This is a genomic window from Nonomuraea maritima, from assembly GCF_900100395.1.
Taxonomy (GTDB): Bacteria; Actinomycetota; Actinomycetes; order Streptosporangiales; family Streptosporangiaceae; genus Nonomuraea; species Nonomuraea maritima.
This window is the reverse complement of the sequence record NZ_FNFB01000006.1, coordinates 17320-41435: the sequence shown is the minus strand read 5'-3', so window position 1 is coordinate 41435 and position 24116 is coordinate 17320. Positions and strand designations below refer to the sequence as shown.

Sequence of the window (24116 nt, the reverse complement as noted above, 5' to 3'; positions counted from 1 at the left end):
GAACCTTCGGGGCATGTGTGGCGACATGCGTATTCACTCGAAGCTACGCTGAGACCGCCATGTGGACGAAACTCGTGCCGATCACGGCGCTCATCGCCTCGGTCACCTTTTCCGGCGGGACCGCACACGCCGAGCCGACGGCGCCGATCGGCGGCGAGGCCCTGGGCCGCCACGGCGTGGTCGCCCCGGCGGGCGTCAAGAAGCCGCCCAAGAGCAAGGCTACGTCCTACGTCGTCGCCGACGTCGACACGGGTCAGGTGCTCGCGGCCAAGGACGCCCATGGCAGGTACCTGCCGGCCAGCACGCTCAAGGCGCTGACCGCGCTCACACTGATCCCGAAGCTCGACAAGAACCACAAGGTCAAGCCGAGCCAGAACGCCTGCAACCAGGAGGGCAGCGCCGTCGGCCTGTCGCCCAAGGTGACGTACAAGGTGGACGACCTGTTCAAGGCGCTCATGATGGCCTCGGGCAACGACGCCGCGATGGCGCTGGCCGAGACGAACGGCGGCGTCGCGAAGACCATGACCGACATGAACGCCATGGCCAAGCGGCTGCAGGCCAACGACACGGTGGCGAAGACGCCGAGCGGGCTCGACAAGCCGGGGCAGAGCAGCTCGGCGTACGACCTGGCGCTCATCGCGCGCGCCGGTCTGGCCAACCCCGACTTCCGCCGGTACATCAGCACCAAGGTCACGAACTTCCCGGCCCCGAAGGGCCACTACGAGATCAGCAACCACAACAAGCTGCTCTGGCGCTACGACGGCATGATCGGCGTCAAGAACGGCTGGACCTCGAAGGCCCGCGCGAGCTTCGTCGGCGCGGCCACGCGCGGCGGGCACACCATCGTGGTGAGCATCATGCGGCACGAGGGCTACTTCTGGGACGAGGTGGCTTCGCTGCTCGACTGGGGCTTCTCCGTCGTGGGCAAGGCGCAGCCGGTCGGGCAGCTCGTCGACCCGCTCCCCGACCCGGCTCCGGCCGCCCAGGCGCACGCCACCGCGCCGGCCGCCCCGCCCGCCAGTCCGGCCGTGCAGGCGCCGTTGCTGGAGACGGCCGCGTCCCGGCAGAACGACTCGACCAGGACGGTCGGCGCGCTCGTGATCGGCGGAGGGCTGCTGTTCGGGCTGCTCTGGGTCGGTTACGGCATTCGGCGCAGGCGAGCCAGGTCACGCGTCTGAGGCTCGGCCGGTCTCCGCGGAGGGACCGGTCGACGGCATCGGTGACGGCGACGGCGGCGGGGAGAACCCCGCCGTCGCCGTCCAGGCGGCGACGTAGAGGACGAGCCGCGCCGAGAAGTTGATCCACAGCAGCAGACCGACGATCACGGCGAACGTCCCGTAGACCGGGTTGCCGAGCGTGTGGCCCAGCAGCAGCGTCGCCACCTGCTTGAGCACCCCGAACCCGACCGCCCCGAGCAGCGCGCCCTTGGCGAGCACCCGGAACGGCTGGGCGAGCCGCCCCACCCAGGCCAGCAGGATCACGAACAGCAGCCAGTCGGCCGCCGCGCTCGCCGCCACGCCGGCGGCCCTGAGCCCGAACGCGGTGAGCGACGACCCGCTGCCGAACAGGAAGTCCATGACGCGGTCCGTGGCCGTGGTGGCGACCCCGGCCACCAGCACGGACGCGATCAGCGTGATCCCGAGCACGGCGATCGAGGCGAGGTCGCGCAGCTTGCCGGTGAGGAAGCCGGGCGGCGGCGAGGTGTCCATCGCCATCTCCCGCAGCGCCCCGCGCAGCGCGTCCATGGCGCCGAGCCCGGCGTACAGCAGGCCGAGGAGGCCGATGATCCCGGCGGTCGCCTTGGCCTCGGCGATGCCGTCCAGGTTGAGCTGCCCGGCGAGGCCCGGCAGGCGCTCCTCGACGGCCTGCCCCAGCGCCTCCCTGGTCGTCTCGCTGGTCGCCACGACGAACCCCAGCACCGCGTACGACAGCGCGAGGAGCGGGAAGAAGGACAGGAACGCGAAGTAGGTGACCGCGCCCGCGAGCCGGTCGCCCGACTGCAGCTGGTAGCGGCGCACGGCCCGGATGAGATGGTCGACCCACAGGTGCCGGACCCGCCACTCCTCCACGGTGGCGCGTACGCGCGCCTTCACCGAGGCGACGCGGTCGGTCAGACTCGCCATCACTCGCCAGCGCCCCCTCCCGCACCGGGCTGTGCTGGATCTTCTGCCCACGCCCCGGGACGGCACGCTTCCCGAATCGTGCCGCTCCCCCCGCCGGCCGGGCCGAAATATGAAAGTCCCACGCGTTCTCTCCGGCCCGCCTCGGACGTGGAAAGCCCGCCTGACCTGCACCGAATCCAGGACGGCCGCGCGCCCCGAGCCCTAGCCTGAAAGAGCTCGGACCCCCGACCGGGAGGCGGCTACCGCATGTCCGAAATCACCACCGGACACATGATCAGACTCCAGCGCGAGCGACGCGGCATGAGCACCACCGCGCTGGCGACGCAGTCGGGCTGCACCCCTCGGCACATCGAGCTCATCGAGCACGGCAAGCGCACCCCCTCGCTCCCCCTGCTGCGCGAGATCGCCAAGGTGCTCGGCGTCCGCACCGCGGTGCTGCTGGGCGAGACCCCGCGCGACTCGCACCAGCCGAGCAGGCCGCAGATCGGCGACATCGAGCGGGCGCTGTTCACCTGCCGCGCCGCGCCGCCCGACCTGGAGCCGCCCGACGCGGGGCAGCTCTCCGAACGGGTGGCGGCGGCGCGCAACGCCTGGTTCACCTCGACCCGGCGCTACTCGATCCTGATGGCGGCGCTGCCGTCCCTGGTCACCGACGCCGAGAACCTGGTCCTCGACCGCGCGCCCGCCTCCTACCGGGTCGCCGCCGACGCCTACCTGCTGGCCCGCGGCGTCCTCAAGCACCTGCGGCGGGTCGACCTGTCGCACCTAGCGGCCGACCGCGCCATGCGCTTCGCCGAGGAGTCCGGCGACCCGCTGATGATCGCGTGGGCGTACTGGAACCTGGGGCAGTCGATGCTGTCCGACGACATGCACCAGATCGCCCACGACGTCGCCCTGCGCGCCATCGAGCAGCTCGAACCGCACGTCGGCGACGGCGACGAGCGCCATCTCAAGGCGCTCGGGGCGCTCCACCTGCTCGCCGCCGTCGGCGAGTCCCGCTCCGGGTCCGACGACCTGGCCAGGGAGCGCGTACGCGGCCCCGCGGCGCGGCTCGCCGAACGCGTCAGCGACGGCTCGACCTGCTACGACCAGGCGTTCTTCGGGCCCACCAACGTCGCCATCCACATGGCCGGCATCGAGAGCGACAACGGCCGTCCCGACGAGGTGCTGCGTGTCGCCGACGACGTCGACCTGCGCCGCATCCCGTCCATCGAACGGCGCACCACGCACCTCGCGGACGTGGCCCGCGCCTGCGAGGACGTCGGCGACGACGCCGCCAGCCTGCTCCACCTGCTGCGGATCGAGCGCGAGTCGCCCGAGGAGTTCGACCACAAGCTCCTGCTCAGGGAGATGGTCCAGTCGCTGGCCCGGCGGGCGCGGCCCTCCTGGGCCCCCGAGGTACGCCAGCTCGCCGAACGCCACGACATCCCGATCTGACCGAACGCGGAGTTCGGCCGGCGCGAACGCAGAGTTCCTGCGCCGCAGTTCGTCACGGGCAGGCGCGGAGATGCCACGCTGCGTTCATGACCAGAACGTCCGATGCCGACGCCGTCGTCGAGCGTCTCCTGGAGGAGGCGGCTCGAGAGTTCCCCGGGTGGTCGTTCGAGCGGGAGGCGGGTGGCTGGGCGGCCGTGCGGGGCGGGATCCGGCTCAACCGGCCCACGCTGGCAGCCCTGCGCGCGCTGCTGCGCCTGGCCGGCCCTCGCGCCCTCACCCTCGCCGCGGGCCACCGCCCGTCACCACCACGCCCGTGACCCCTACGACGAAGGCCCGGACACCCGTGAGGGGCCGGGCCTTCGCGGTTGCTCAGGCTAGGCCAGGGGCAGGAAGCCCACGCGGTCGCGGACCATCTCCATCGTCTGCCGGGCGACCTCCGACGCGCGCCGCGCGCCGACCGCCAGCATGCGGTCGAGCTCGGTCTCGTCGGACAGCAGCTTCTCGGTGCGCTCACGGATCGGCGTGAACGCCTCGACGACGGCCTCGGCGACGTCCTTCTTGAACGTGCCGTAGCCCTGGCCCTCGTAGCGGTTCACCAGGTCGGGGATGGCCGTGCCCGTCAGCGCGGACTGGATGCGCAGCAGGTTGGAGATGCCGGGCTTGTTCTCCTCGTCGAACAGCACCTCGGAACCCGTGTCGGTCACCGCGCGCATGACCTTCTTGCGCAGCGGGCCGGGCTGCTCGAGCACGTCGAGGATGCCCGCCGGGCTGGAGGACGACTTCGACATCTTCGCCGACGGGTCCTGAAGGTCGGTGATCTTCTCGACCTCTTTCAGAATGTACGGCTCCGGCAGCGTGAACGTGTCGCCGAACCGGTGGTTGAAGCGCTGCCCGAGGTCGCGGGTGAGCTCGAGGTGCTGCTTCTGGTCGGCCCCGACCGGAACCCGGTCGGCCTGGTAGAGCAGGATGTCGGCGGCCTGGAGGATCGGGTAGGTGAACAGCCCGACGCTCGCCGCGCTCTCGCCGAACTTGGCCGACTTGTCCTTGAACTGCGTCATGCGGGCCGCCTCGCCCATGCCCGTGAGGCAGATCAGCACCCAGGCCAGCTCGGTGTGCTCGCGGACGTGCGACTGCACGAACACGGTGGAGCGCTCGGGGTCGAGGCCCGCGGCGAAGAGCTGTGCGGCGGCCACGCGGCTGCGGCGGCGCAGCGCGTCCGGCTCGGTCGGCACGGTGATCGCGTGGAGATCGACCACGCAGTAGAAGGCGTCGTGGGTCTCCTGCAGGGTGACCCACTGGCGGACCGCACCCAGGTAGTTGCCCAGGTGGAAGGAGTCCGCGGTGGGCTGGATGCCGGAGAGTACACGAGGTCTGGCCATAGCAGGCAATTGTGTCAGGAGTTCTGGTCGGGAGGCGACTCGACCATCGGCCGGCGTTTCACGCGTACGCGGGAGATGCGCCGGCCGTCGAGCTCGGTCACGGCGAGCTCGACGCCCGAGAACTCCACCTTTTCCCCCTCTTCAGGCAGGTGCCCCAGCATGGCCATGACGAACCCGGCGAGCGTCTCGTAAGGGCCGTGCGGCAGGCGGATGCCGGTCTCGGTGGCGAAGTCGTTGAGGTTGGTCAGCCCGTCGATCTCCATCTCACCGGCGGGCAGGACGACGACGTCCTCCTCGACGTCGTACTCGTCCCTGATGTCGCCGATGAGCTCCTCGACGAGGTCCTCCAGGGTGACGATGCCGGCCGTGCCGCCGTACTCGTCGACCACGATGGCGAGGTGCTGGCCCTCGTCGCGCATCTCGTTGAGCGTGGTGAGCAGGCGCTTGGACGCGGGCACGAACTTGGCGGTCCTGATCGGCACGACCGCGCTGATCGGGTCGCCGCGCCCGGCGAGCTCAGGGTCGAGCAGGTCGCGGACATGGACGAACCCGACGACGTCGTCGTAGCTCTCGCGATAGACGGGGAAGCGGGAGTGCGGGAGCGTGGCGGCGAGCCGGGCGGCCTCGTTCAGCGGCGTGTCGACCTCCATGAACTCCACCTCGGTGCGCGGCAGCATCACCTCCCTGAGCTGCCGCTTGCCGGCCGCGAACACCTCGCCGATGAGCTTGCGCTCGTCGGCGTTCAGGTCGGTGTGCCCGACGACCATGTCGCGCAGCTCCTCGGTGGAGACCTCCTCGCGGTCGGCCTGGGGGTTGCCGCCGAGCAGCCGCACCACGCCGTCGGTGGACTTCGACAGCATCCAGATGACCGGACGCGACAGCGCGGCGATACGGTCGAGGAACGGCGCCACGTACAGCGACAGGCCCTCGGCCCGCTGCAGCGCCAGGCGCTTGGGCGCGAGCTCGCCCAGCACCAGCGAGAAGTACGAGATGGCCAGCGTGACGAGCACCAGCGCGAGGACGGGCGCGACCGACTGCGGCACCCGCCAGCCCTCCAGCACGGGCACGAGCTGCGCGGCCAGCCGGTCGGCGCCGAACGCGGCCGACAGCATGGTGGCCACCGTGACGCCGATCTGCACGGCCGACAGGAACCTGTTGGGGTCGCGGGCCAGCTTGGCCACGCGCTCGCCGCGCCGTCCGCGCCTGGACAGCTTGCGGACCTGGCTTTCGCGCAGCGAGACCATCGCCATCTCGGCGCCGGCGAAGAAGCCCCCGATCAGGATGAACAGCAGCACCAGGGCGATGTTTGCCGCGACGGTATCAAACATGGTGGTTGGCAGCGTACTCGTCCGCTTTCCAGCGTATGCTGAACCGCGAGCCGTACAAAATCAAACATATTTGAACAGGAGTGAACATGAGACTGCTGGTGACCGGCGGGGCGGGCTACGTCGGCAGCGTGGTCGCGGCCCAGCTCGTCGAGGCGGGGCACGAGGTCACCGTGCTCGACGACCTGTCCACGGGGCACGAGGACGCGGTTCCCGAAGGCGCCCGGTTCGTCCGCGGGAGCATCACCGAGGCCCACGACGCGCTCGACGGCGTCGAGGCCGTGCTGCACTTCGCCGCCAAGTCGCTGGTGGGCGAGTCGGTGGAACGCCCCGGCCTCTACTGGGCCCACAACGTCGGCGGCACGCTCGCGCTCCTGGAGGCCATGCGCGACAAGGGCGTGCACAAGATCGTGTTCTCCTCGACGGCGGCCACGTACGGCGAGCCGGAGCGCTCCCCCATCGAGGAGACCGACCCCACCCGGCCGACCAACCCGTACGGCGCCTCCAAACTGGCCGTGGACACCGCCCTGACGGCGTACGCCGGTCTGCGCGGGCTCGGTGCGGTGAGCCTGCGCTACTTCAACGTCGCGGGCGCCTACGGCCGTTTCAGGGAGCGGCACGCGATCGAGACGCACCTCATCCCCAACGTGCTCAAGGTGGCGACCGGCGAGCGCGAGTCCGTGAGCGTGTTCGGCACCGACTACCCGACGCCCGACGGCACCTGCGTGCGCGACTACGTCCACGTGGCCGACCTGGCCAGGGCCCACCTGCTCGCGCTCGACGCGATCACCCCGGGCGAGCACGCGATCTACAACCTGGGCAGCGGCGCCGGCTTCTCCGTGCAGGAGGTGATCTCGGTCTGCCGTGAGGTCACCGGCCACGAGATCCCCGCGGTCATCGGCGACCGGCGTCCCGGCGACCCGGCCGTGCTGGTGGCGTCGTCCGCCAAGATCCAGCGCGAGCTGGGCTGGAAGGCCGAGCGGCCCGCGCTGCGCGACATCGTCTCCGACGCCTGGGCGGCGCTTTCCGGCAAATGAGCCGTACGGTGCCGAAAGATGTGCTGTGATACCGAAATGTGAAGAGCTTTTCACCCAGGGTCACGAAGCTGCTCTTCGGCGCCGTCGTCACGGCAGGCAGCCTCACGGCCGCCGCGGCCGTGATCTACGCCACGCCTCAGCAGGCCCAGAAGATCCCGTCGGCCCAGTGCCCGGTGGCCGACCATGCCGTCGCGATACCCCGCGGTCAGCCGCCCGGGACGACAAGACGCGCGCCCCCTGAGCTTCAGGAGGCGCGCGTCTCGTACGCGGATGGGTCGCGGGCCGGTCAGATGAGACCGAGCTCCTTCACGGCCGTGCGCTCCTCCTCCAGCTCACGCACGCTGGCGTCGATGCGCTCGCGGGAGAAGGCGTCGATCTCGAGGCCCTGGATGATCTCGAACTTGCCGTCGACCGCGCGCACGGGGAAGGACGAGATGAGGCCCTCGGGCACGTCGTACGAGCCGTCGGAGACGATGGCGGCCGACGTCCAGTCGGTGCCGTTGACCCAGTCGTAGACGTGGTCGATCGCGGCGTTGGCCGCCGAGGCGGCCGAGGAGGCGCCGCGCGCCTCGATGATGGCCGCGCCGCGCTTGGCCACGGTCGGGATGAACGTGTCGCGCAGCCACTCCTGCTCGACCAGCTCGGCCGCGACCTTGCCGCCGACCTCGGCGTGGAACAGGTCGGGGTACTGCGTGGCGGAGTGGTTGCCCCAGATCGTCATCTTCTTGATCTCGGTGACCGGAACCTGCAGCTTGGCCGCGAGCTGCGACAGCGCGCGGTTGTGGTCGAGCCTGGTCATCGCGGTGAAGCGGTCGGCCGGCACGTCGGGCGCGTTCTGCTGGGCGATGAGCGCGTTGGTGTTGGCCGGGTTGCCGACGACGAGAACCCTGATGTCGTCGGCGGCGTGGGCGTTGATGGCCCGGCCCTGCGGGCCGAAGATGCCGCCGTTGGCGCCGAGCAGGTCGCCGCGCTCCATGCCGGCCTTCCGCGGCATGGCGCCGACCAGCAGCGCGACGTTCGTCCCGTCGAACGCGACGTCGGGGTTGTCGGTGATCTCGATGCCGGACAGCAGCGGGAACGCGCAGTCGTCCAGCTCCATCGCGGTGCCCTCGGCCGCCTTCACCGCCGCCGGGATCTCCAGCAGGCTCAGCTTGACCGGCACGTCGGCGCCGAGCAGCTGCCCCGACGCGATGCGGAACAGCAATGCGTAGCCGATCTGGCCGGCGGCTCCGGTGACGGTCACCTTGACGGGCACAGTGGCTGACGACGCCATGGCCTTTCCCCTAACTCGCTGCGAAGATGATTGACCTTGGGATGCTATCCGCTCGTGTCAGCAGGTTCCCATCGCGGGCACCTTCAGTTCGGCATCGAATTGGACGGTGCCGAAATGCCTGGTCACGAGCTGCTTCATGAAACCCGTGCGGTAGAGGTCGGCGATCAGCGCCTTGACGGCCTTGCAGGTCTTCACGTCGCCCTGCCTGATGCCGACGGCGTAGCGCTCGTCGGTGAGCTTCGCGCCGAGGATCTTGAAGCGGATGGGCTCGCGGGCGGCGAACCCGGCGAGGATGAGGTCGTCGCCCGGCACCGCGTCGACCGCGCCGCTCCTGAGGAGGTCCATGCAGGCGGCGTAGTCGCCGGCCATGACCGCCTCGACCGCGACGCGGTCCTGGACCACGCCCACGGACGGGGTGTTGGGCGCGCACATGCGCTTGCCCTTCAGGTCGGCCAGCTTGTCGATCGGACCGCCCGCGCGCACGAGGACGTCCTGGTGGGCGAGGTAGTACGGCCCGGCGAACTGGGTGTCGCCGCCGTCGATCGGGTACGTCGCGACGACCAGGTCGACGTCGCCCGAGGCCAGCGCGGCGGCGCGGTCGTAGCCGCTCACGCTCGTGAACGTCGGCTCCTCGACCCCGAGCCCGGCGGCGATGCGGCGCGCGATGTCGATGTCGAAGCCGTCGAAGCCGCCGCCGTTCTGCAGCGCGACGCCCGGCAGGTCGCCCCGCACGCCGATCACGATGCTGCCGGTCTGCGCCGCCTTCTCCACGACGCTGGCGTACGTGGGAGCGGGTTTCTGCCCGGACGGCGCCCCGGCGGGCGAGCGGGTCTGCTGCGCGCCGGAGGCCAGGGGCGCCCAGTCGTTCGCCGCCATGGCGATCACCACGGCGGCGATGAGCGCGAGCGCGGTGCCGACGACGGCCCAGACCCTCGTGCGCCGCGACACGCGGACGGCGGCGAACTCGGTCACCGAGGGCGGCGCCTCCTCAGGGACCCTGTCCGGCGGCACGGCGGGCAGCCCCTCCGGCAGCACGGTGGGGCCGGCGGCCGGCTGGGCCGGTTCCTGCCGCTGCGGCGGGGGCGGGGCAGGCGGCCGCGCGGGGGCCGCGGCGCCCGTACGGCTCTGGTGGTCGGTGATGGAGCGGGCCGGCACCCTGATGAACGGCTTGGTGTCGTCGCCGGCGACCTGCACGCCCCGGGTGAGCACCGCCGTGGACGCACCCACGCTGGTCGACTGCCCGAGCAGCCGCAGCAGGATCTGGTCGGCCGACGGCCGCTCGGCCGGCGACTTGGCCAGCGCCGAGCGCACCACGCTCTGCAGCGGCTCCGGCATCATGCTCACGTCGACCTCGTGGTTGAGGATCCGGTTGAGCACCACCGCGATCGACTTGCCGTCGAACGCGGGCGTGCCGGTCGCCGCGAACGCGATGGTCGCGCCCCAGGAGAACACGTCGGTGTACGGCCCGACGTCGTCGCCCGCGATCTGCTCGGGCGCCATGTAGGCGGGGGTGCCGATCGCGCGGCTGGTGATCGTGCCGGTGGAGTCGATGATGCGGGCGATGCCGAAGTCGACCACGCGCGGCCCGTCGGCGGCGATCAGCACGTTGTCGGGCTTGAAGTCGCGGTGGACGATCGAGGCGTGGTGGATCGCGGTGAGCGCGGTGGCGGTGCCGATGGCCAGCCGGTCGAGCACCGTGCCGGACAGCGGCCCGTCGGTCTCGACGATGTCGCGCAGGGCGCGGCCCTCGATGTACTCGCTGGCGATGTAGGGGGTGTCGCCGTCGAGGTCGGCCTCGATCACGCGGGCGGTGCAGAACGAGGCCACCCGCTGCGCCGCCTTCAGCTCTCTGGCGAAGCGGGAGCGGGCGCTGGTGTCACCGGTGAACTTGACGTGCAGGAGCTTGATCGCGGCACGTTCGCCCTGCTCGTTGACGCCGAGGTAGACGATGCCCTGACCGCCTTCCCCGACCCGTCCGGACAGCCGGTAGGACCCCAGCTCGGTGGGATCGCCGGCGACCAGCGGCGAGATCTGCGGCATTCGTCATCCCCACGTGTCCTGCACCCATCGACGCAAACTTTACGACGCCCGGCCGATCCTCGCGGATCTGTTAAGGCTTCGTGACGTCACGGCTTCGCCTCTTCCGTCGAGGTTTCCGGTACGTCGCGCGTCTCCGGAGCCCCCGGACGGGTGGCCCGGGACGCCGGTGCACCGCGCCGGACGTCGCGTCCCGCGAACCCCCGAAGGCGCTCGACCGGCGTGTTCACTGCCTCACATCCCCGTAGCCGGCGCCGTACGGCGCCGCGCCATGAGGTTACCGGGCGGTGGGCGTGCTCTTCGTTCCCGGAGCAGGACATGCGTGAGCCCGGCCCGCGCGGGCCGGGCTCACGCGACGCCCGTCAGTAGGGCAGACTCATGGCGCTGAAGGACTTGCGCAGGTACGGCTGCTTGAACTTCGGGTACGCCACGGTCTTCGGGTCACCATCGGAGGTGTACCGCATGTCCGGGTTCTTCTTCAGCCAGTCGAGCCAGGCCTCGGAGCAGAACTGGGCGCAGTCGCCCTTCTTCTCCATGACCTTGATCCGCGGGACGCCGGCCGCGTCGAACGACTTGCTGAACGGCGCGGGCGCCGGCGTGTACCCGGCGAGGAAGGCGCCCTTGTGCTTGTAGCCCTTGCCGTTCAGCGCCCAGTCCTTCTTCTTCGGCTGGGCGCCGTACGGCAGGGCGATGGTGACGGGCTTGGTGTACGTCAGCTGCTCGATCGTCTTGCCGATCGAGCCGATCTGCTCCTCGACCTGGGCCTGCGAGATCGAGCGCAGGTTGAGGTGGTCGCGGGTGTGGTTGGCGATCTCGAAGCCGTTGTCCTTCAGCCACAGGAGCGCCTGCGCCTGTTCCTCTGTCGTGGTCTTGCCGAACAGGTCGCGCGTCACGAAGAACGTGGCCTTCGGCCGCCAGCCCGGGTACTTGGCGGCCACCTCCTTCATGATCGCCACAGCGGTGTCCTTCTGCGGGACGCCCACGGCGTTCAGGGTCAGCTGCGACGGGGACGAGTCGTCGAAGGTCAGGACCACCGGGTACTTGCCGGCCGGGATGTCGATCTTTCCGGTCACCATCTCGGCGGCCGTGACCGGCACGTAGCCCTCCTTCGCCAGCCGCTCCAGGTCGGCCCGGAACTGCTTGGGCGTACGGTCGTCGGTGGTCTGCGGTGAAGGGATGACCCGGTGGAACATCAGGACCGGGATCTGGCCGAGCTCGTTGGCCTTGACCTTGGCGGCGTTGCGTATCTTGGCGTCCTTGGCGGCCTTCAGCCTGGCGGCGGCGTCGACCTTGGCGTCGACCTTGACGGGTTGGGGTGGCTCCGAACCGCAGCCTGCCATGATCGTGGCAACCGCGAGCAGTCCCACCCCACTCAGCATTCCCAGTCGCATCCGAACCCCCCGATACGCGTACGACTGTGAGCGGCCCGCGTTCGACGGGTCACTGCAAGTAGCGATACCTGCGATTGACTCCTACCCAGATGATCAATTCCGCCACGCCGCCGTACCGTCAAGAGATAGCCCGGGAACGCGAAAGGTGCGTTCTCCGAACGTTCATGAACTCACCGACCTGACCCGATTTGCTGCCAGTCACTTCGGTTCGTAGACCATGACGACGATGCCCGAGGCGAACCGCGTGGACCTGGCGAGCCTCAGGTGGGTCAGGTCGACCCCGTCGAACAGGCGCTGACCGCTCCCGGCGAGCACCGGGAAGATCCAGAAGTGGTACTCGTCCACCAGCCTGTGCTCCAGGAGCGTGCGGTCGAGCTCGCCGGTGCCGTACTTCAGGATGTTCTTGCCCGGCAGCTCCTTCAGCCGGGCGACCTCCTTGGCGACGTCGCCCTGGATGATCGTGGCGTTCCAGGTGGCCTCGGTCAGGGTCCTGGAGGCGACGTACTTCGGCAGGGCGTTCATGGGGGCGGCGCTCTCGTCGCCGGCGGCCTCCATCGCGGGCCAGGCCTGGGCGAACGCCTCGTACGTCACCCGGCCGAGCAGCAGGGCGTCGCACTCGACCGCCAGCGCCTCGCTGTAGGCGTTGTGCTCGTCGTCCCAGTACGGCGGGCCCCACCGGTGCGGCTGGTCGATGGTGCCGTCCAGCGTGACGAACGTCGACTCGACGAGCTTGCGCATGCGTGTCTCCTCGTTCCGGGAAGCGGGGGGCGGAACGGCCCTCCCTTTCGGTGCCCTCAGCTTCGCCGGACGGGCTTACGAAACCCTTCAGGTTCGCCTCATGCCAGGGGGTCGGGCATCTCGGGATCGAGGCCGAGGACCGTGCGTCCGCCGTCCACGGGGATCGTCGCGCCCGTCACGAAGGCCGCGTCCGGGGAGAGCAGGTAGGCCACGACCGAGGCCACCTCGGCGGGATCGGCGACGCGGCCCAGCGGGTGCAGCCGCGCGAACTCCCCCTCCAGGGCGGCGGCCTCCTCCTGGCTCCGCGCGGCGAGGAACTCCTCGTACCGCTCGGTGGCCACGGACCCGGGGGCCACCGCGTTGACGCGGATGCCGTGGCGGCCGTACTCGACGGCGAGCGACCTGGTCAGGCCCTCCACTGCGGCCTTCGCGGTCGCGTACGGCAGGCTGCCAGGCACCGCCCTCGTCGCCTGGTGGGAGGTGACGTTGACGACGGCGCCCGGCCGGCCCACGGCCATGAAGTGCCGCACGGCGGTGGCGCAGCCCACCAGGGCCAGGTCGAGGTTGGCCGCGATCAGCGTCCTGACCTGCGCGATCGAGGACGAGTGCACGGAGGCGTCCCGGAACACGGCGGCGTTGTTGACCCAGCCCGCCAGCGGGCCCGCCTCCTCGGCGAGCGCGGCCGCGCGGGCCGCGACCTCCTCGTCGGCCGCGTCACCGATCACCCGGACGACGCGGGAGCCGGCCCACGCGAGGGCCGCCGGGTGGCGTTCGACGGCGACCACCGTGTTCTTCTCGTCCTTGTCGTCCTTCTCGTCCTTCTCGCCGAGCAGCCGCTCGACCACCGCCCTGCCGATCCCCCGCCCACCACCGGTCACCACGTACGAGAGGCTCATGCCTTCGACGCTACCCACGTGCCCCGCGACGGGAGAGGTACAGGCTTCACACCGAGCGGGAAGCGCCGTGTGCCGGATCGTGATGTCATGATCCCCACGTGGAGGAGGCGCGCGTGCCGGTGTTCGAGTCGTTGCAGCCGCACGACCCGTCCAGCGTGGGCCCCTACCGGTTGGAGTCGCGGCTGGGAGCCGGCGGGATGGGCCGGGTCTTCCTGGGGCGGTCGCGCAGCGGGCGGGTCGTGGCGGTGAAGGTCGTCCATCCTGAGCTGGCCGCCGACCGCGACTTCCGGCAGCGGTTCGCGCGCGAGATCACCCTGGCCCGTACGGTGAGCGGGTTCTTCACCGCCGAGGTGGTGGACGCCGATCCCGAGGGGACGCCGCCGTGGCTGGCTACCGCGTACGTGCCCGGCATGTCCCTCGACGCGGCCGTGGGCGAGTACGGGCCGTGGCCCGAGCGGGACGTCCTCGCGCTGGGGGCGGGGCTGGCCGAGGCGCTCGAGTCGATCCACGCGGCCGGTGTGGTGCACCGCGACCTGAAGCCGTCCAACGTGCTGCTGGGGGCCGACGGCCCGCGGGTCATCGACTTCGGGATCTCCGTGGCCGTCGAGGGCAGCCGTCTGACCAGGACGGGCATCGCCATCGGCACCCCCGGGTTCGTCTCGCCCGAGCAGCTGACCGGCGCGCCGGTGGGGCCCGCGGCCGACGTCTTCTGTCTCGGGGCGGTGCTCGCGTTCGCCGCCACCGCCACGGGACCGTTCGGCGGCGGGTCGTGGCAGGGCCTGTGGTACCGCACGGTCCACGAGGAGCCCGACCTCGCGGCGCTCCCGCCGCGACTGCGCCCGCTGGTGGAACGGTGCCTCGCGAAGTCGCCCGCCGACCGCCCGACCGCCTCGGCGCTGCTGGACCAAATGGCGGGCCACCTCGGGCACGGCGATCGGCTCGCCGGCCTCTACGCCGGGGCCGGGTGGTTGCCCGAGCCCGTCGCCGAGGTCGTCCGCACCCTCGTCATGACCGCCGCGCCGGAGGACGCCCGGGCGACGGTCACCGACCTCCCGCCCCGACCCACCCGGCCCCAGGAAAGCCCTCAGGTACCCGCCTCCCCGCAGACCCGTCCCGCCGGGGCGCCGTCGCGAGGTGCCGACCTGTCGCCGTTACAGGCCGCCGCCGCCGAGGCAGCCGCCAGGCGGCTCTCCGCGGCGTCGTCCCGAGCGCCGGGCAACGTGTCACCGTTACGGGCAGCCGCCGCGGCCGCTGCCGCGAGGCGGCTGTCGGCCGCCGCCGCGCGTCCGTCCGGTCAGGGCGCCGCGACAGGGCCCGTACGGCGGAACCACGCCACGCGGCCTGGCGCGCACGGCCGCCAGGAGTCGCGCGGCAGGAGCGCGGCCGAGACGTGGGCCGAGGCGACGGCGCGCAGGGCGAAGTCCCGGGTCACGATGCTGCTCATGATGGTGATTCCGCTGCTCATGCTGGCCGTGGCCGTCGCCGACGCGCTGACGGCCTAGCTGAGCGCCTGGGCGGCGTGGATCAGGTGGATGTGGGTGAACGCCTGCGGGAAGTTGCCGAGCTGCCGCGCCTCGACGGGGTCGTACTCCTCGGCGAGCAGGCCCACGTCGTTGGCCAGGCCGAGCAGCCGTTCGAACAGCTCCACGGCCTCGTTCTTGCGTCCGGCCAGGGCGAGCGCCTCGGCCAGCCAGAAGCTGCTCGCCAGGAAGACGCCTTCGGTCCCCGGCAGGCCGTCCACGTCGTTGTGCTGGGCGATCGGGTAGCGCAGGAGCAGCCCGTCCGTCATGAGCTCGCGCTGGATCGCGTCGATCGTACCGACGACCCGTGGGTCCTCAGGCGGCAGGAAACCGACGATCGGGATGAGGAGCAGGGCCGCGTCGAGCTCGCGTGAGCCGTACGACTGGGTGAACGTGCCGCGCTCCCGGTCGAAGCCCTTGGCGCAGATCTCGGTGTGCATCCGGTCGCGCACGGCCCGCCAGCGGTTGACGGGACCGCTGCGGCCGAACTCCTCGACGGACCGGATCAGGTGGCTGACCGCCACCCACATCATGACCTTGGAGTGGACGAAGTGCCGCCGCCGGCCGCGGACCTCCCACAGCCCTTCGTCGGGCTGGTTCCAGCCGCGTTCGATGAACTCCATCAGCTTGCTGACGGTGGACCAGGCGTAGTCGTCCGGCGGCGGCATCCCGTGCTTGCGGGCCTGGTAGATGCACCCGACCACCTGGCCGTAGACGTCGAGTTGGAGCTGGGTGACGGCGTCGTTGCCGATCCGCACCGGACGCGACCCCTCGTACCCCGACAGCCAGTCCAGCGTCTGCTCGGGGAGCCGCCGCTCGCCCGCCACCCCGTACATGACCTGAAGGTCCTCGGGACGGCCGGCGACGGCGCGGAGCAGCCAGTCGAGCCAGGCGCTCGCCTCCTCGACGTAACCGGCCCTGGACAGGGCGTCGAGCGTCATGCCCGCGTCACGCAGCCAGCAGTACCGGTAGTCCCAGTTGCGGACGCCGCCGAGGTGCTCGGGCAGCGACGTGGTGGGAGCCGCCACGATGCCGCCGGTCGGGCTGTAGGTCAGCCCCTTCAGCGTGATGAGCGAGCGGACCACCGCGTCGCGCCACGGGCCCGTGGCCTGGCATCGGGAGGCCCATTCCGCCCAGAACGTCCTGGTCTTGGTGAGCTGTTCACCGGGGTCCATCCGATGGGGTTCCGGCTCGTGCGAGGGCTGCCAGGCGAACACGAACGCCCGGCGCTCGCCCGCGGCGACCGGGAAGGCGGCCGCGTGCCGGTGTCCGTCGCCGTCCAGGGGGACGGGGGTGTCGATCCAGACCGAGTCGGGGCCGCCGATGGCGCGCAGGCGTCCGCCGACGGCGCGCACCCAGGGAACGATCCTGCCGTAGTCGAACCGGATGCAGAGCTCCGTGGTCATGTCGACCGTCCCGGACAGACCCTCCACGATCCGGACGAGGTCGGGGTTGCTGTGCCGGGGAGGCATGAAGTCGACGACCTTGACGGTTCCGGTGGCGGTCTCCCACACGGTCTCCAGGATCAGCGTGTTCATGGCGTACGCGCGCCGCGTGGCCGTCGTGTGCCCGGCGGGCGCGAGCCGCCAGTACCCGTTGGACGGATCGCCCACGAGCTTGGCGAAGCAGGCGGGCGAGTCGAACCGGGGCAGGCAGAGCCAGTCGATCGAGCCGTCGCGGCCGACGAGGGCCGCCGACCTCGTGTCCCCGATGAGCGCGTAGTCCTCGATCCTCATGCGCCCCAGCTACCCGCCGGATCCCGCTTCACCGGCGTTCAGCCGTGCGTTCTGACGGGCCGGGAACGGATGGACGTGGATGAGCGCGACCACCGCGTCGGCGGTGCGGTCGAGGTGGCTGCGGCCGTCGGGCAGCCGCTCGTCAGGGTCGATGTAGCTGCGCCGTCCCATGTGGGTGGCCGGGTCGAGCGCGTACGCGCTGACCTTCCCGGCGCGTACGGCGCGGTTCCACCCGCTGCGGCGGAACAGCGGCCAGCGCTGCGGGAAGATCCAGGTGCCGACCCGTTCGATCCAGTCGCTGCCGCTGGTGAGCCGGTACAGGTGGCGGACGTGGGTGAGGTCGTTGGCGCCGTTGTGGAACCCGCCGAGGGTGATCAGCCGCAGCGGGGCGCGCAGCCGGGCGTGCAACTCCTCCACCGCGCCGGTGGCGACCTGGGCGCCGCCGCTGTAGCTGAGCAGCACCACGGGGACGCCGCTGCCTGGACGGTAACCGGCCCGGCACAGCTGGTCGGCGATCTGGGCGCCCACGGCGTGGTTGTACAGCGGACGGTAGCGCCGGTCGGCGGCCACGAAGATCTGCATGACGTTGTGCAGGAACAGCAGGATCCCGGCGCGGTGCCGCAGCCACTCCCACACCGGCCGGTTGACCAGCGGGTGCGCCAGCGGCGAGTACGGCTGCACCTGGCCCAGCACCCGCAGTTCGGGCGCCTTGGCGATCACGGCCTTGACCAGCCGGCCGCCGTCGCGGGTGTCGGTGAAGCGGCGCTTGCCGATGCCGTCCAGGTAGACCAGGTACGCGGCAGGGGGCCGGTCCGGGTCGGCGCCCCGCGCGTACGGCATGCCGTGGGGAAGCTCGGTGGTGGGGGTCCGCCAGCCGGCCGTGTAGGCCATGACCTCGTGGCGGGCCAGCAGGGCCTCGGCGAGCAGGACGGGGCCGAGCACCAGGGCGAAGAGCGGGAACTCGATCATGCGAGCAGCCCCCGTGGCGCCACGCCGCTGAGCCTCGCCACGAGGCGCCGTACAACCTCGACGGTCACGCCGAGCCCGACGCCCGCGACGGCCACGCAGCCCGCGGCGGCCCACCAGCCCACCCCCGTCGTCGCGGCGAGCGGCGTGACGAGACCGGCCCCGACCCCCACGAAGAGCAGCAGGTGCAGCAGGGGCCCGAGCAGCGGGAACGCCAGGATCGCGGCGAGCAGCAGCGGAGCGGCCATGCCCGGGGTCCAGGTCAGCGAGGCGACGCCGGACAGCGGAGGCGACACCAGCAGCTCGGCGAGCGTCCACGAGGTCAGCGGCCACAGCGCGAACACCGCGCCCTCGACCGCGGCGCCGCACAGCAGGAGCATGACCGCTTTGCGGCGCGACATGCCGGGACGGCGGGCCACGAGCGGCAGGATCCGACCGGCCGCCTCCGAGAGCCCGGCGAACAGCAGCAGGACCACCACGACGGGAGACATCGCTCAGCGCTCCCGTGCCGACCCTGAGTGGAGCAGGTAGCGCTCCAGTTCGTCGGCGGCGCGCAGGTAGCCGCCGGCCTCGCGCTGGGCGACCTGCAGCGCCCGCGCCGCGGCCAGGAAGCCGGGCTCGCCGAGCAGGCGTCCGGCGAGGGCGCGCACGGGCCCCTCGGCGGCGTCCTCGGTACGGATCGACAGGCCGGCGCCGAGCTCGACGACCCGCCGGGCCACGACCGGCTGGTCCGCGCCCTGCGGGATCACCAGCATCGGGACGCCGGCGTACAGGGCCTCGTTGACGCTGTTCATCCCGCCGTGCGTCACGAACAGCGCGGCGCGGGCCAGCACCTCGGGTTGCGGGACGAAGCGCCGGGCGAGCACGTTGTCCGGCAGCGGGCCGAGCGTGGCCGGGTCGGTCTGTCCCGTGGCGATGACCACGGTTCCCGCCAGGGGTGCGAGCGCGGCGGCGAAGGCGCGCAGCAGCCCCGGCTCGGCGGTGAACACCGTGCCGAGCGAGGCGTACAGCACCGGGGAGCGCAGCCTGTCGAGCGGGAACGTCGGGTCGAGCGGACGGGCGCCCAGGCTGGGGCCGACGAACCGGTAGGTCGCGTCGAAGGCGCCGGCGTCGGGCTGGAACGCGCGCGAGGTGAAGACCACGTTGAGCGGCTCCCGTACGTTGAGCAGGTCGAGCAGCGGCAGCCCAGAGGCGTGGTAGCGGCGGTGCAGCCGCCACTGCGAGCGCATGTAGCTCACGGCGTGGCGCGGCCGGACGGCCGCCGAGGCCAGCAGGTCCCAGGACGCGCGGGTGGGGCTGGGCGCGTGCCGGTTGAACGCGAACGTGGTGAACAGCGCCGCCGCCGGCACCCCCAGTTCCTCGGCGGCGACCGCGCCCCACGGACAGGCCGCCCCGTGGACGACCAGGTCGGGACGGACGCGCCGCAGGTCGGCGAGCACGGCGGGCAGCAGGCCGACGGCGGCGCGGGTGAGCCCGTCCAGCATCGTGAACGGCACCGGCGGGTCGGGAAGCGGCGCGTCGCCTCCCGGGTGGAGGCGCACAGTGGCTCCGGTGGCCTCGATCCCCTTCGCGAAGGCGGACGAGGTGTGGCAGACGACGGAGTGCCCCCGCCTGACGAGTTCCGCCACGACCGGCAGCGTCGGGTTGACGTGCCCGTGCATAGGGATGTTGAGGAACGCGATGGTGCTCACCGGCCCACCTCCGCCGTGACCGTGTCGTCGATGCCGTGATCCATGCCGTGATCCATGCCGTCGTTGATGCCGTACAGGCCAGGGCCCGCGATCCTCAGCCCGTCGAGGAAGCGGCCGGCCGCGTCGGCGGCGGTCTCGATCAGCCGCTGGGAGTGACCGAAGTCCCACGGGGCGGGCCAGGTCTCGACACCGGTCGGCAGCACGACCGTGGGGATGCGTTCTGACACCTGGCGCAGGTCGCTCTCGATCTGGTGGTGCATCAGCAGCAGCCATGCCCGCGCGGCGACCGCGCGGGCGTGCCGGGGCGGGACGACCGGGCGCAGCGGCCAACTGTGCGGCCCGGTGGACAGCACCACCACGCTGGCCGCCCCGGCCTCCAGGGCCGCCCGTACCGGGACGAAGGCGACCACTCCCCCGTCCACGAGCGTGCGGCCCTCCCGGTCGACCGGGGGCAGGACCCCGGGGATGGCCGCGCTGGCGAGCAGTGCGGACTCCAGGTCTCCGCGGTCGAGCAGCTCCTGCGCGCCGGTGGCCAGGTCCATGGCGACCGCGGTGAACGGGATGTCCAGTTGTTCGATCCGCCGCGGCAGCTCGGCGCGGGCGATCAGCCGGCGCAGGCCGCGGTCGGCGAAGATGCTCGCCCTGGAGGACCAGACGCCGAGCGGGAACACCTCGCGGCGCCGTACGTGGGTCCAGACGTGGTCGAGCCAGGGGGCGGCCCGGCCGGGGTGGGCGGCCGCGATGGCTCCGTTGAGCGCGCCCACCGAGGTGCCGATGATCAGGTCGGGGACGAATCCTCGCTGTTCCAGCGCGTACCCGACGCCGACCTGGGCGGCCCCGAGGACGCCGCCGCCCCCGACCACGACCGCCACGGGACGCGGAAGGGCACGCAGGCCCATCGGTGCCTCCGCGCCGCCCGTCATGGTTCGACGCCTTTCACGGCGATCCGGCGAGCCGGGGTGTTCATGATCTTCGTCATCTGCCCTCCTGGTAGTTAGTATCAAACGATACAATATCGAATGAGAAGGTTTCTGTTAACATAGGGGAATGAGCTCCGACAAAACGTCCGCCTCGCGGGCGACCGCCCGCCCCGGCGACACCTCGCCCTTCGCTCTCGGCCTGCTGCTGCGCCAGGCGCACTGGCGCGCGCTCACGGTGATGACGGAGGCGGTCCGGCCGCTCGGCATCGAGCTGCGGCATTTCGCGGTGCTGATCGTGCTGGTCGACCGGGGGCCGACCGTGCAGCGCGACCTGGCCACCGCGACGGGGTCCGACAAGGCGGGGATCATGCGGGTCGTGGACGATCTCGAGCGCAAGGGGCTGGCCGTACGCAAGTCCGTCCCGGGCGATCGGCGGGTGCGCGCGGTGGAGATCACGCCCGAGGGCATGGAGCTGTTCGACGCGGCCCACCTCACGGCCGAGCCGGCGGCCGAGCGTCTGGTCGCCGACCTGGAGCCCGGCGAGACCGAACTGCTGAAAGACCTGCTGACCCGGCTCGCTTACCCCGCCGCCAAGTAGGCCAGGACGAAGCACACCGACCTCCACGTACCCTGAGATAAGTATCGAACGATACTGTTTCTGTCGATACCGTTATGAAAGCAACCGGTCGGGGGGTCGGTGACGTTGTACGTTCATGACGAGGTGAGTGCCCTCGAACAGGCCGCCGGCACGTTCATGGAGCTGGGCCCGCGCCTGTTCGGCATCGCCTACCGGGTGGTCCGCTGCGCGTCGGAAGCCGAGGACGTTCTCCAGGACGTCTGGGTGCGCTGGCAGCACACCGACCGATCGGCCGTGCGGAACGACGCGGCCTACCTGTCGCTGGTCACCACCCGGCTGGCCATCAACGTCGCCCGTTCCGCCCGCCGGCGGCGCGAGACGAACGCGGAACCGTGGTTCCATGAACCCGTCGCCACCGGCGACGACCTCACGCTCGCCGTCGAGCGGGACGAGGACCTCGAACGGGCCCTCGTGCTGCTGGTCGAACGGCTCACCCCCGCCGAGCGGGCGGTCTACGTGCTCAGGGAGGCCTTCGTCCACCCCTACACGCGGATCGCGGAGCTGCTGCACCTCAGCCCGGTCAACGTCCGCCAGGTGCTGAGCCGCGCCCGCAGACGCCTGGCCACCGCCCGCCGCGGGCCCGCCCGCACGGTCGAGCACCGCCGCCTGCTGGCCGCCTTCCTGGCCGCCGCCCGCACGGGGGACGTCGCCGCGCTGGAGACGTTCCTCGTCTCTGACGTCCGCGGCGCGGACCGCCTCCCCCGCGCCGCCTGAGCGCTCACGCCGCGTGCGACGACGCGACCGGCCCCTCGACGAACGTGACCGTCTCCTCCAAGGGCGCCCGTCCCGTACGGACGTAGTTGCCCGTGGTGTCCTCGAACCCGATGGACATGCCGCAGAACAGGATGAGCCCGTCAGGGGGCGACACGATCTCCGCGACGGTCGCGCGGTAGACCGACCATGCCATCTGCGGGCAGCTGTGCAGCCCTTCCGCGCGCAGCAGCAGCATGACCGTCTGCAGGTACATGCCGAGGTCGGCCCACTGCGGCCGGCCCATGTCACGGTCGATGTAGCAGAACAGGGCGGCGGGGGCGCCGAAACACTGCCAGTTGCCCGCGGCGGCCCGCTGGCGGGCCTCCCAGTCCTCGCGGGCGACGCCCAGCGCGCTGTACCGCTCCCTGCCGAAGGCCGACCGGCGCTCCCGGTACGGGTTCTTCAGGTCGGCCGGGTACATCTCGTACTCCCGCTCGTCCCAGGGGTCGACGGCGGCGACCCGCTCACCGGCGCGCTTCTTCAGCTCGGCCAGCGGGGCACCGGTCACCACGTAGATGCGCCAGGGCTGGATGTTCGATCCGGACGGCGACCAGGCCGCGGCCGACAGGACGCGCTCCAGCACCTCCCTGGGGACCTCCCGGTCGGTGAATGCGCGAACCGCCCGCCGGCTCTTGACCGCCTCGTACACGTCCACCATCGGCTGCCTCCCCCGTCCGACTTCGCATGTCACCTCATTTGACAGTAGAACATCGGATTATGTGACAGCCTGCGGTCAGGTGCGTCGGGCCCGGCGTACTTCGCGGTCGAGCGCCCAGGCGTCCGCCACCGGGCCGAGATGGGTGAGCTTGTCGGGGTTGATCACCGACCGGACCGTCTGGACCTTCCCGTCGAGGACGTCGAGCACCACGGTGTAGAGCACCTTGTCGTCCCGGTCGCGGAAGATCGCCCCCGGCTGGCCGTTGACCTCGTGGGGCTCGAACGACACCCCCATCTCGATCAGCCGGTCGAACACGGACGCGAGCAGCCGGGCCACGTTGTCGGCGCCGGCGACCGCCCTGGCGAGCTGCGGGGCCTTGCCTCCGCCGTCGCCGACCAGCGACACGTCCGCGGCGAGCAGGTCGCGCAGGCCGGTGACGTCGCCCTGGCTCAGGGCGGCGAAGAACCGTGACGCCAGCTCCTCGCGCTCCCTGCGGGCCGCCGCGAAGCGCGGCCGTCCGGCCTGCATGTGCCGCCGCGCCCGTACGGCGAGCTGCCGGCAGGCCGCCTCCGAGCGGCCCACCGCCGCCGCGATCTCGTCGTAGCCGAAGCCGAACACCTCGCGCAGCACGAAGACCGCCCGTTCGAGCGGGCTGAGCCGTTCCAGCAGCAGCAGCGACGCCATCGACACCGAGTCGGCCAGCTCCGCCGCCCGCGCCGGGTCCTCGTACGGGTCGGCGAGCAGCGGCTCGGGGAACCACGGGCCGACGTACGCCTCCCGCTGGACGCGCGCCGAGCGCAGGACGTCGATCGAGATCCTGGTCACCACGGCCGAGAGGAACGCCTTCACCGACTCGGGCCGCTCAGGCGCGAGCTCGTAGCGCAGCCACGTCTCCTGCACCGCGTCCTCGGCCTCGCTCACGCTCCCGAGAATCCGGTACGCGATCGAGAACAGCAGCGGCCGCAGGTCCTCGAACTCCTCGATCCTGCCCATCTCGCTCACCCCTTCCGCGGCCCGGCTCAGTGGAACTGGCCGACCTGGTAGTCGCCGGCCGGCTGGCAGGTGATGATGTTCAGCCGGTTCACCGCGTTCATGAACGAGACCAGGAACACCAGGGTGGTGAGCTGCTCCTGGTCGTAGTGCTTGGCGGCGTTCGCCCACACCTCGTCGCTGACCCCGGTGCCGGCGTCGGCGACCCGGGTGCCCTGCTCCGCGAACTCCAGTGCCGCGCGTTCTGCCTCGGTGAAGACGGTGGCCTCCCGCCACGCCGCGACCAGGTTGAGCCGCACCGAGCTCTCGCCCGCGGCGGCGGCCTCCTTCGTGTGCAGGTCGACGCAGGCGGCGCAGCCGTTGATCTGACTGACGCGCAGCGCCACGAGCTCCTGCGTGGCGGCCGGCAGCGACGACTCCCTGAAGGCTCTGCCCACCGACATGAACTGCTTGAGCACCTTGCCCGCGGTGGGGTTGTCGAAGTAGTTCAGTCGTGCGTCCATGGTGCGTTCCCTTCGTGAATCGATGGTGACGCACCCTGAGACGAACGAGCCGCTCCCGCTGTGACATCCCGTCCCGATTCCTGGACGGCACGGACCCAGGACCGGC

The 24116-nt window shown here is 71.5% G+C and carries 23 protein-coding genes; 7 read left to right on the top strand and 16 right to left on the bottom strand.

Annotated features, from left to right (window positions below):
* Window positions 1-59 precede the first annotated feature (59 nt).
* Window positions 60-1178, top strand: coding sequence for a D-alanyl-D-alanine carboxypeptidase family protein (locus BLR04_RS12705; RefSeq protein WP_090763184.1), 1119 nt, complete (start codon window positions 60-62; stop codon window positions 1176-1178).
* Here the strand turns inward: BLR04_RS12705 and BLR04_RS12700 are convergent.
* Window positions 1167-2123 (bottom strand): YihY/virulence factor BrkB family protein, encoded by a 957-nt coding sequence (locus tag BLR04_RS12700; RefSeq protein WP_090763181.1) that lies wholly within the window; start codon window positions 2121-2123, stop codon window positions 1167-1169. The genes BLR04_RS12705 and BLR04_RS12700 overlap by 12 nt on opposite strands.
* Before the next feature lie 270 nt (window positions 2124-2393).
* Here BLR04_RS12700 and BLR04_RS12695 point away from each other — a divergent pair, with 270 nt between their 5' ends.
* Window positions 2394-3560: a helix-turn-helix domain-containing protein gene (locus tag BLR04_RS12695; RefSeq protein WP_176903056.1), complete on the top strand. Its 1167-nt coding sequence runs from the start codon at window positions 2394-2396 to the stop codon at window positions 3558-3560.
* An 86-nt stretch (window positions 3561-3646) separates the two neighbouring features.
* A complete protein-coding gene (locus BLR04_RS12690) occupies window positions 3647-3877 on the top strand; it encodes a hypothetical protein (protein ID WP_090763175.1) in 231 nt (76 codons plus the stop codon).
* 57 nt (window positions 3878-3934) lie between these two features.
* Here the strand turns inward: BLR04_RS12690 and trpS are convergent, their stop codons facing one another.
* Both trpS and BLR04_RS12680 read right to left on the bottom strand, forming a co-directional pair.
* Complete coding sequence (gene trpS, locus BLR04_RS12685) at window positions 3935-4939, bottom strand: tryptophan--tRNA ligase (RefSeq protein WP_176903055.1); 1005 nt, start codon at window positions 4937-4939, stop codon at window positions 3935-3937.
* 14 nt (window positions 4940-4953) lie between these two features.
* Window positions 4954-6267 (bottom strand): hemolysin family protein, encoded by a 1314-nt coding sequence (locus tag BLR04_RS12680; RefSeq protein ID WP_090763166.1) that lies wholly within the window; start codon window positions 6265-6267, stop codon window positions 4954-4956.
* 86 nt (window positions 6268-6353) lie between these two features.
* On the opposite strand from BLR04_RS12680, the gene galE reads away from it, so the two are divergent.
* A complete protein-coding gene (gene galE / locus BLR04_RS12675) occupies window positions 6354-7301 on the top strand; it encodes a UDP-glucose 4-epimerase GalE (RefSeq protein WP_090763163.1) in 948 nt (315 codons plus the stop codon).
* Window positions 7302-7587: 286 nt separating this feature from the next.
* Here galE and BLR04_RS12670 read toward each other — a convergent pair whose 3' ends face one another.
* The 5 genes from BLR04_RS12670 to BLR04_RS12650 form a co-directional block, all read right to left on the bottom strand.
* Window positions 7588-8574 carry a malate dehydrogenase gene (locus tag BLR04_RS12670; protein WP_090763160.1) on the bottom strand — a complete coding sequence of 329 codons (987 nt, stop codon included), beginning with the start codon at window positions 8572-8574 and terminating at the stop codon, window positions 7588-7590.
* 57 nt (window positions 8575-8631) lie between these two features.
* Window positions 8632-10614 carry a serine/threonine-protein kinase gene (locus tag BLR04_RS12665; RefSeq protein ID WP_090763157.1) on the bottom strand — a complete coding sequence of 661 codons (1983 nt, stop codon included), beginning with the start codon at window positions 10612-10614 and terminating at the stop codon, window positions 8632-8634.
* 359 nt (window positions 10615-10973) lie between these two features.
* The gene (locus tag BLR04_RS12660; protein WP_245740208.1) at window positions 10974-11978 is read right to left on the bottom strand and encodes a polysaccharide deacetylase family protein; all 1005 of its coding nucleotides are present in this window, start codon (window positions 11976-11978) and stop codon (window positions 10974-10976) included.
* Between the two features lie 222 nt (window positions 11979-12200).
* On the bottom strand, window positions 12201-12740 hold the full coding sequence (locus BLR04_RS12655) for a dihydrofolate reductase family protein (RefSeq protein WP_090763154.1): 540 nt from the start codon (window positions 12738-12740) through the stop codon (window positions 12201-12203).
* Between the two features lie 98 nt (window positions 12741-12838).
* Complete coding sequence (locus tag BLR04_RS12650) at window positions 12839-13636, bottom strand: SDR family NAD(P)-dependent oxidoreductase (protein WP_090763149.1); 798 nt, start codon at window positions 13634-13636, stop codon at window positions 12839-12841.
* Between the two features lie 98 nt (window positions 13637-13734).
* Between BLR04_RS12650 and BLR04_RS12645 the strand changes: the two genes are divergently transcribed.
* Window positions 13735-15138: a serine/threonine-protein kinase gene (locus tag BLR04_RS12645; protein ID WP_218128863.1), complete on the top strand. Its 1404-nt coding sequence runs from the start codon at window positions 13735-13737 to the stop codon at window positions 15136-15138.
* Here the strand turns inward: BLR04_RS12645 and BLR04_RS12640 are convergent.
* From BLR04_RS12640 to BLR04_RS12620, 5 genes are read right to left on the bottom strand one after another with little or no spacing between them, the layout of a single operon-like run.
* On the bottom strand, window positions 15135-16892 hold the full coding sequence (locus tag BLR04_RS12640; RefSeq protein ID WP_090763148.1) for a glycoside hydrolase family 15 protein: 1758 nt from the start codon (window positions 16890-16892) through the stop codon (window positions 15135-15137). The two genes, BLR04_RS12645 and BLR04_RS12640, sit on opposite strands and share 4 nt — an antisense overlap.
* 9 nt (window positions 16893-16901) lie before the next feature.
* Window positions 16902-17861 carry a hypothetical protein gene (locus BLR04_RS12635; protein WP_218128862.1) on the bottom strand — a complete coding sequence of 320 codons (960 nt, stop codon included), beginning with the start codon at window positions 17859-17861 and terminating at the stop codon, window positions 16902-16904.
* Window positions 17858-18349 carry a hypothetical protein gene (locus BLR04_RS12630; RefSeq protein WP_090763146.1) on the bottom strand — a complete coding sequence of 164 codons (492 nt, stop codon included), beginning with the start codon at window positions 18347-18349 and terminating at the stop codon, window positions 17858-17860. Before BLR04_RS12630 ends, BLR04_RS12635 begins: the two co-directional genes overlap by 4 nt.
* 3 nt (window positions 18350-18352) lie before the next feature.
* A complete protein-coding gene (locus BLR04_RS12625; RefSeq protein ID WP_090763144.1) occupies window positions 18353-19549 on the bottom strand; it encodes a macrolide family glycosyltransferase in 1197 nt (398 codons plus the stop codon).
* Window positions 19546-20472: a patatin-like phospholipase family protein gene (locus BLR04_RS12620; protein WP_090763141.1), complete on the bottom strand. Its 927-nt coding sequence runs from the start codon at window positions 20470-20472 to the stop codon at window positions 19546-19548. The genes BLR04_RS12625 and BLR04_RS12620 overlap by 4 nt, the downstream gene beginning before the upstream one ends.
* Before the next feature lie 124 nt (window positions 20473-20596).
* On the opposite strand from BLR04_RS12620, the gene BLR04_RS12615 reads away from it, so the two are divergent.
* Both BLR04_RS12615 and BLR04_RS12610 read left to right on the top strand, forming a co-directional pair.
* Complete coding sequence (locus tag BLR04_RS12615) at window positions 20597-21067, top strand: MarR family winged helix-turn-helix transcriptional regulator (protein WP_090763137.1); 471 nt, start codon at window positions 20597-20599, stop codon at window positions 21065-21067.
* A 123-nt stretch (window positions 21068-21190) separates the two neighbouring features.
* Window positions 21191-21820, top strand: coding sequence for a sigma-70 family RNA polymerase sigma factor (locus tag BLR04_RS12610; protein WP_218128861.1), 630 nt, complete (start codon window positions 21191-21193; stop codon window positions 21818-21820).
* Between the two features lie 4 nt (window positions 21821-21824).
* Here the strand turns inward: BLR04_RS12610 and BLR04_RS12605 are convergent, their stop codons facing one another.
* The 3 genes from BLR04_RS12605 to BLR04_RS12595 form a co-directional block, all read right to left on the bottom strand.
* Window positions 21825-22517, bottom strand: a complete 693-nt coding sequence (locus tag BLR04_RS12605; RefSeq protein WP_218128860.1) for a nitroreductase — start codon at window positions 22515-22517, stop codon at window positions 21825-21827.
* Between the two features lie 75 nt (window positions 22518-22592).
* Complete coding sequence (locus BLR04_RS12600; RefSeq protein ID WP_090763844.1) at window positions 22593-23510, bottom strand: RNA polymerase sigma-70 factor; 918 nt, start codon at window positions 23508-23510, stop codon at window positions 22593-22595.
* A 26-nt stretch (window positions 23511-23536) separates the two neighbouring features.
* Window positions 23537-24010, bottom strand: coding sequence for a carboxymuconolactone decarboxylase family protein (locus tag BLR04_RS12595; protein ID WP_090763134.1), 474 nt, complete (start codon window positions 24008-24010; stop codon window positions 23537-23539).
* Between the last annotated feature and the right edge of the window lie 106 nt (window positions 24011-24116).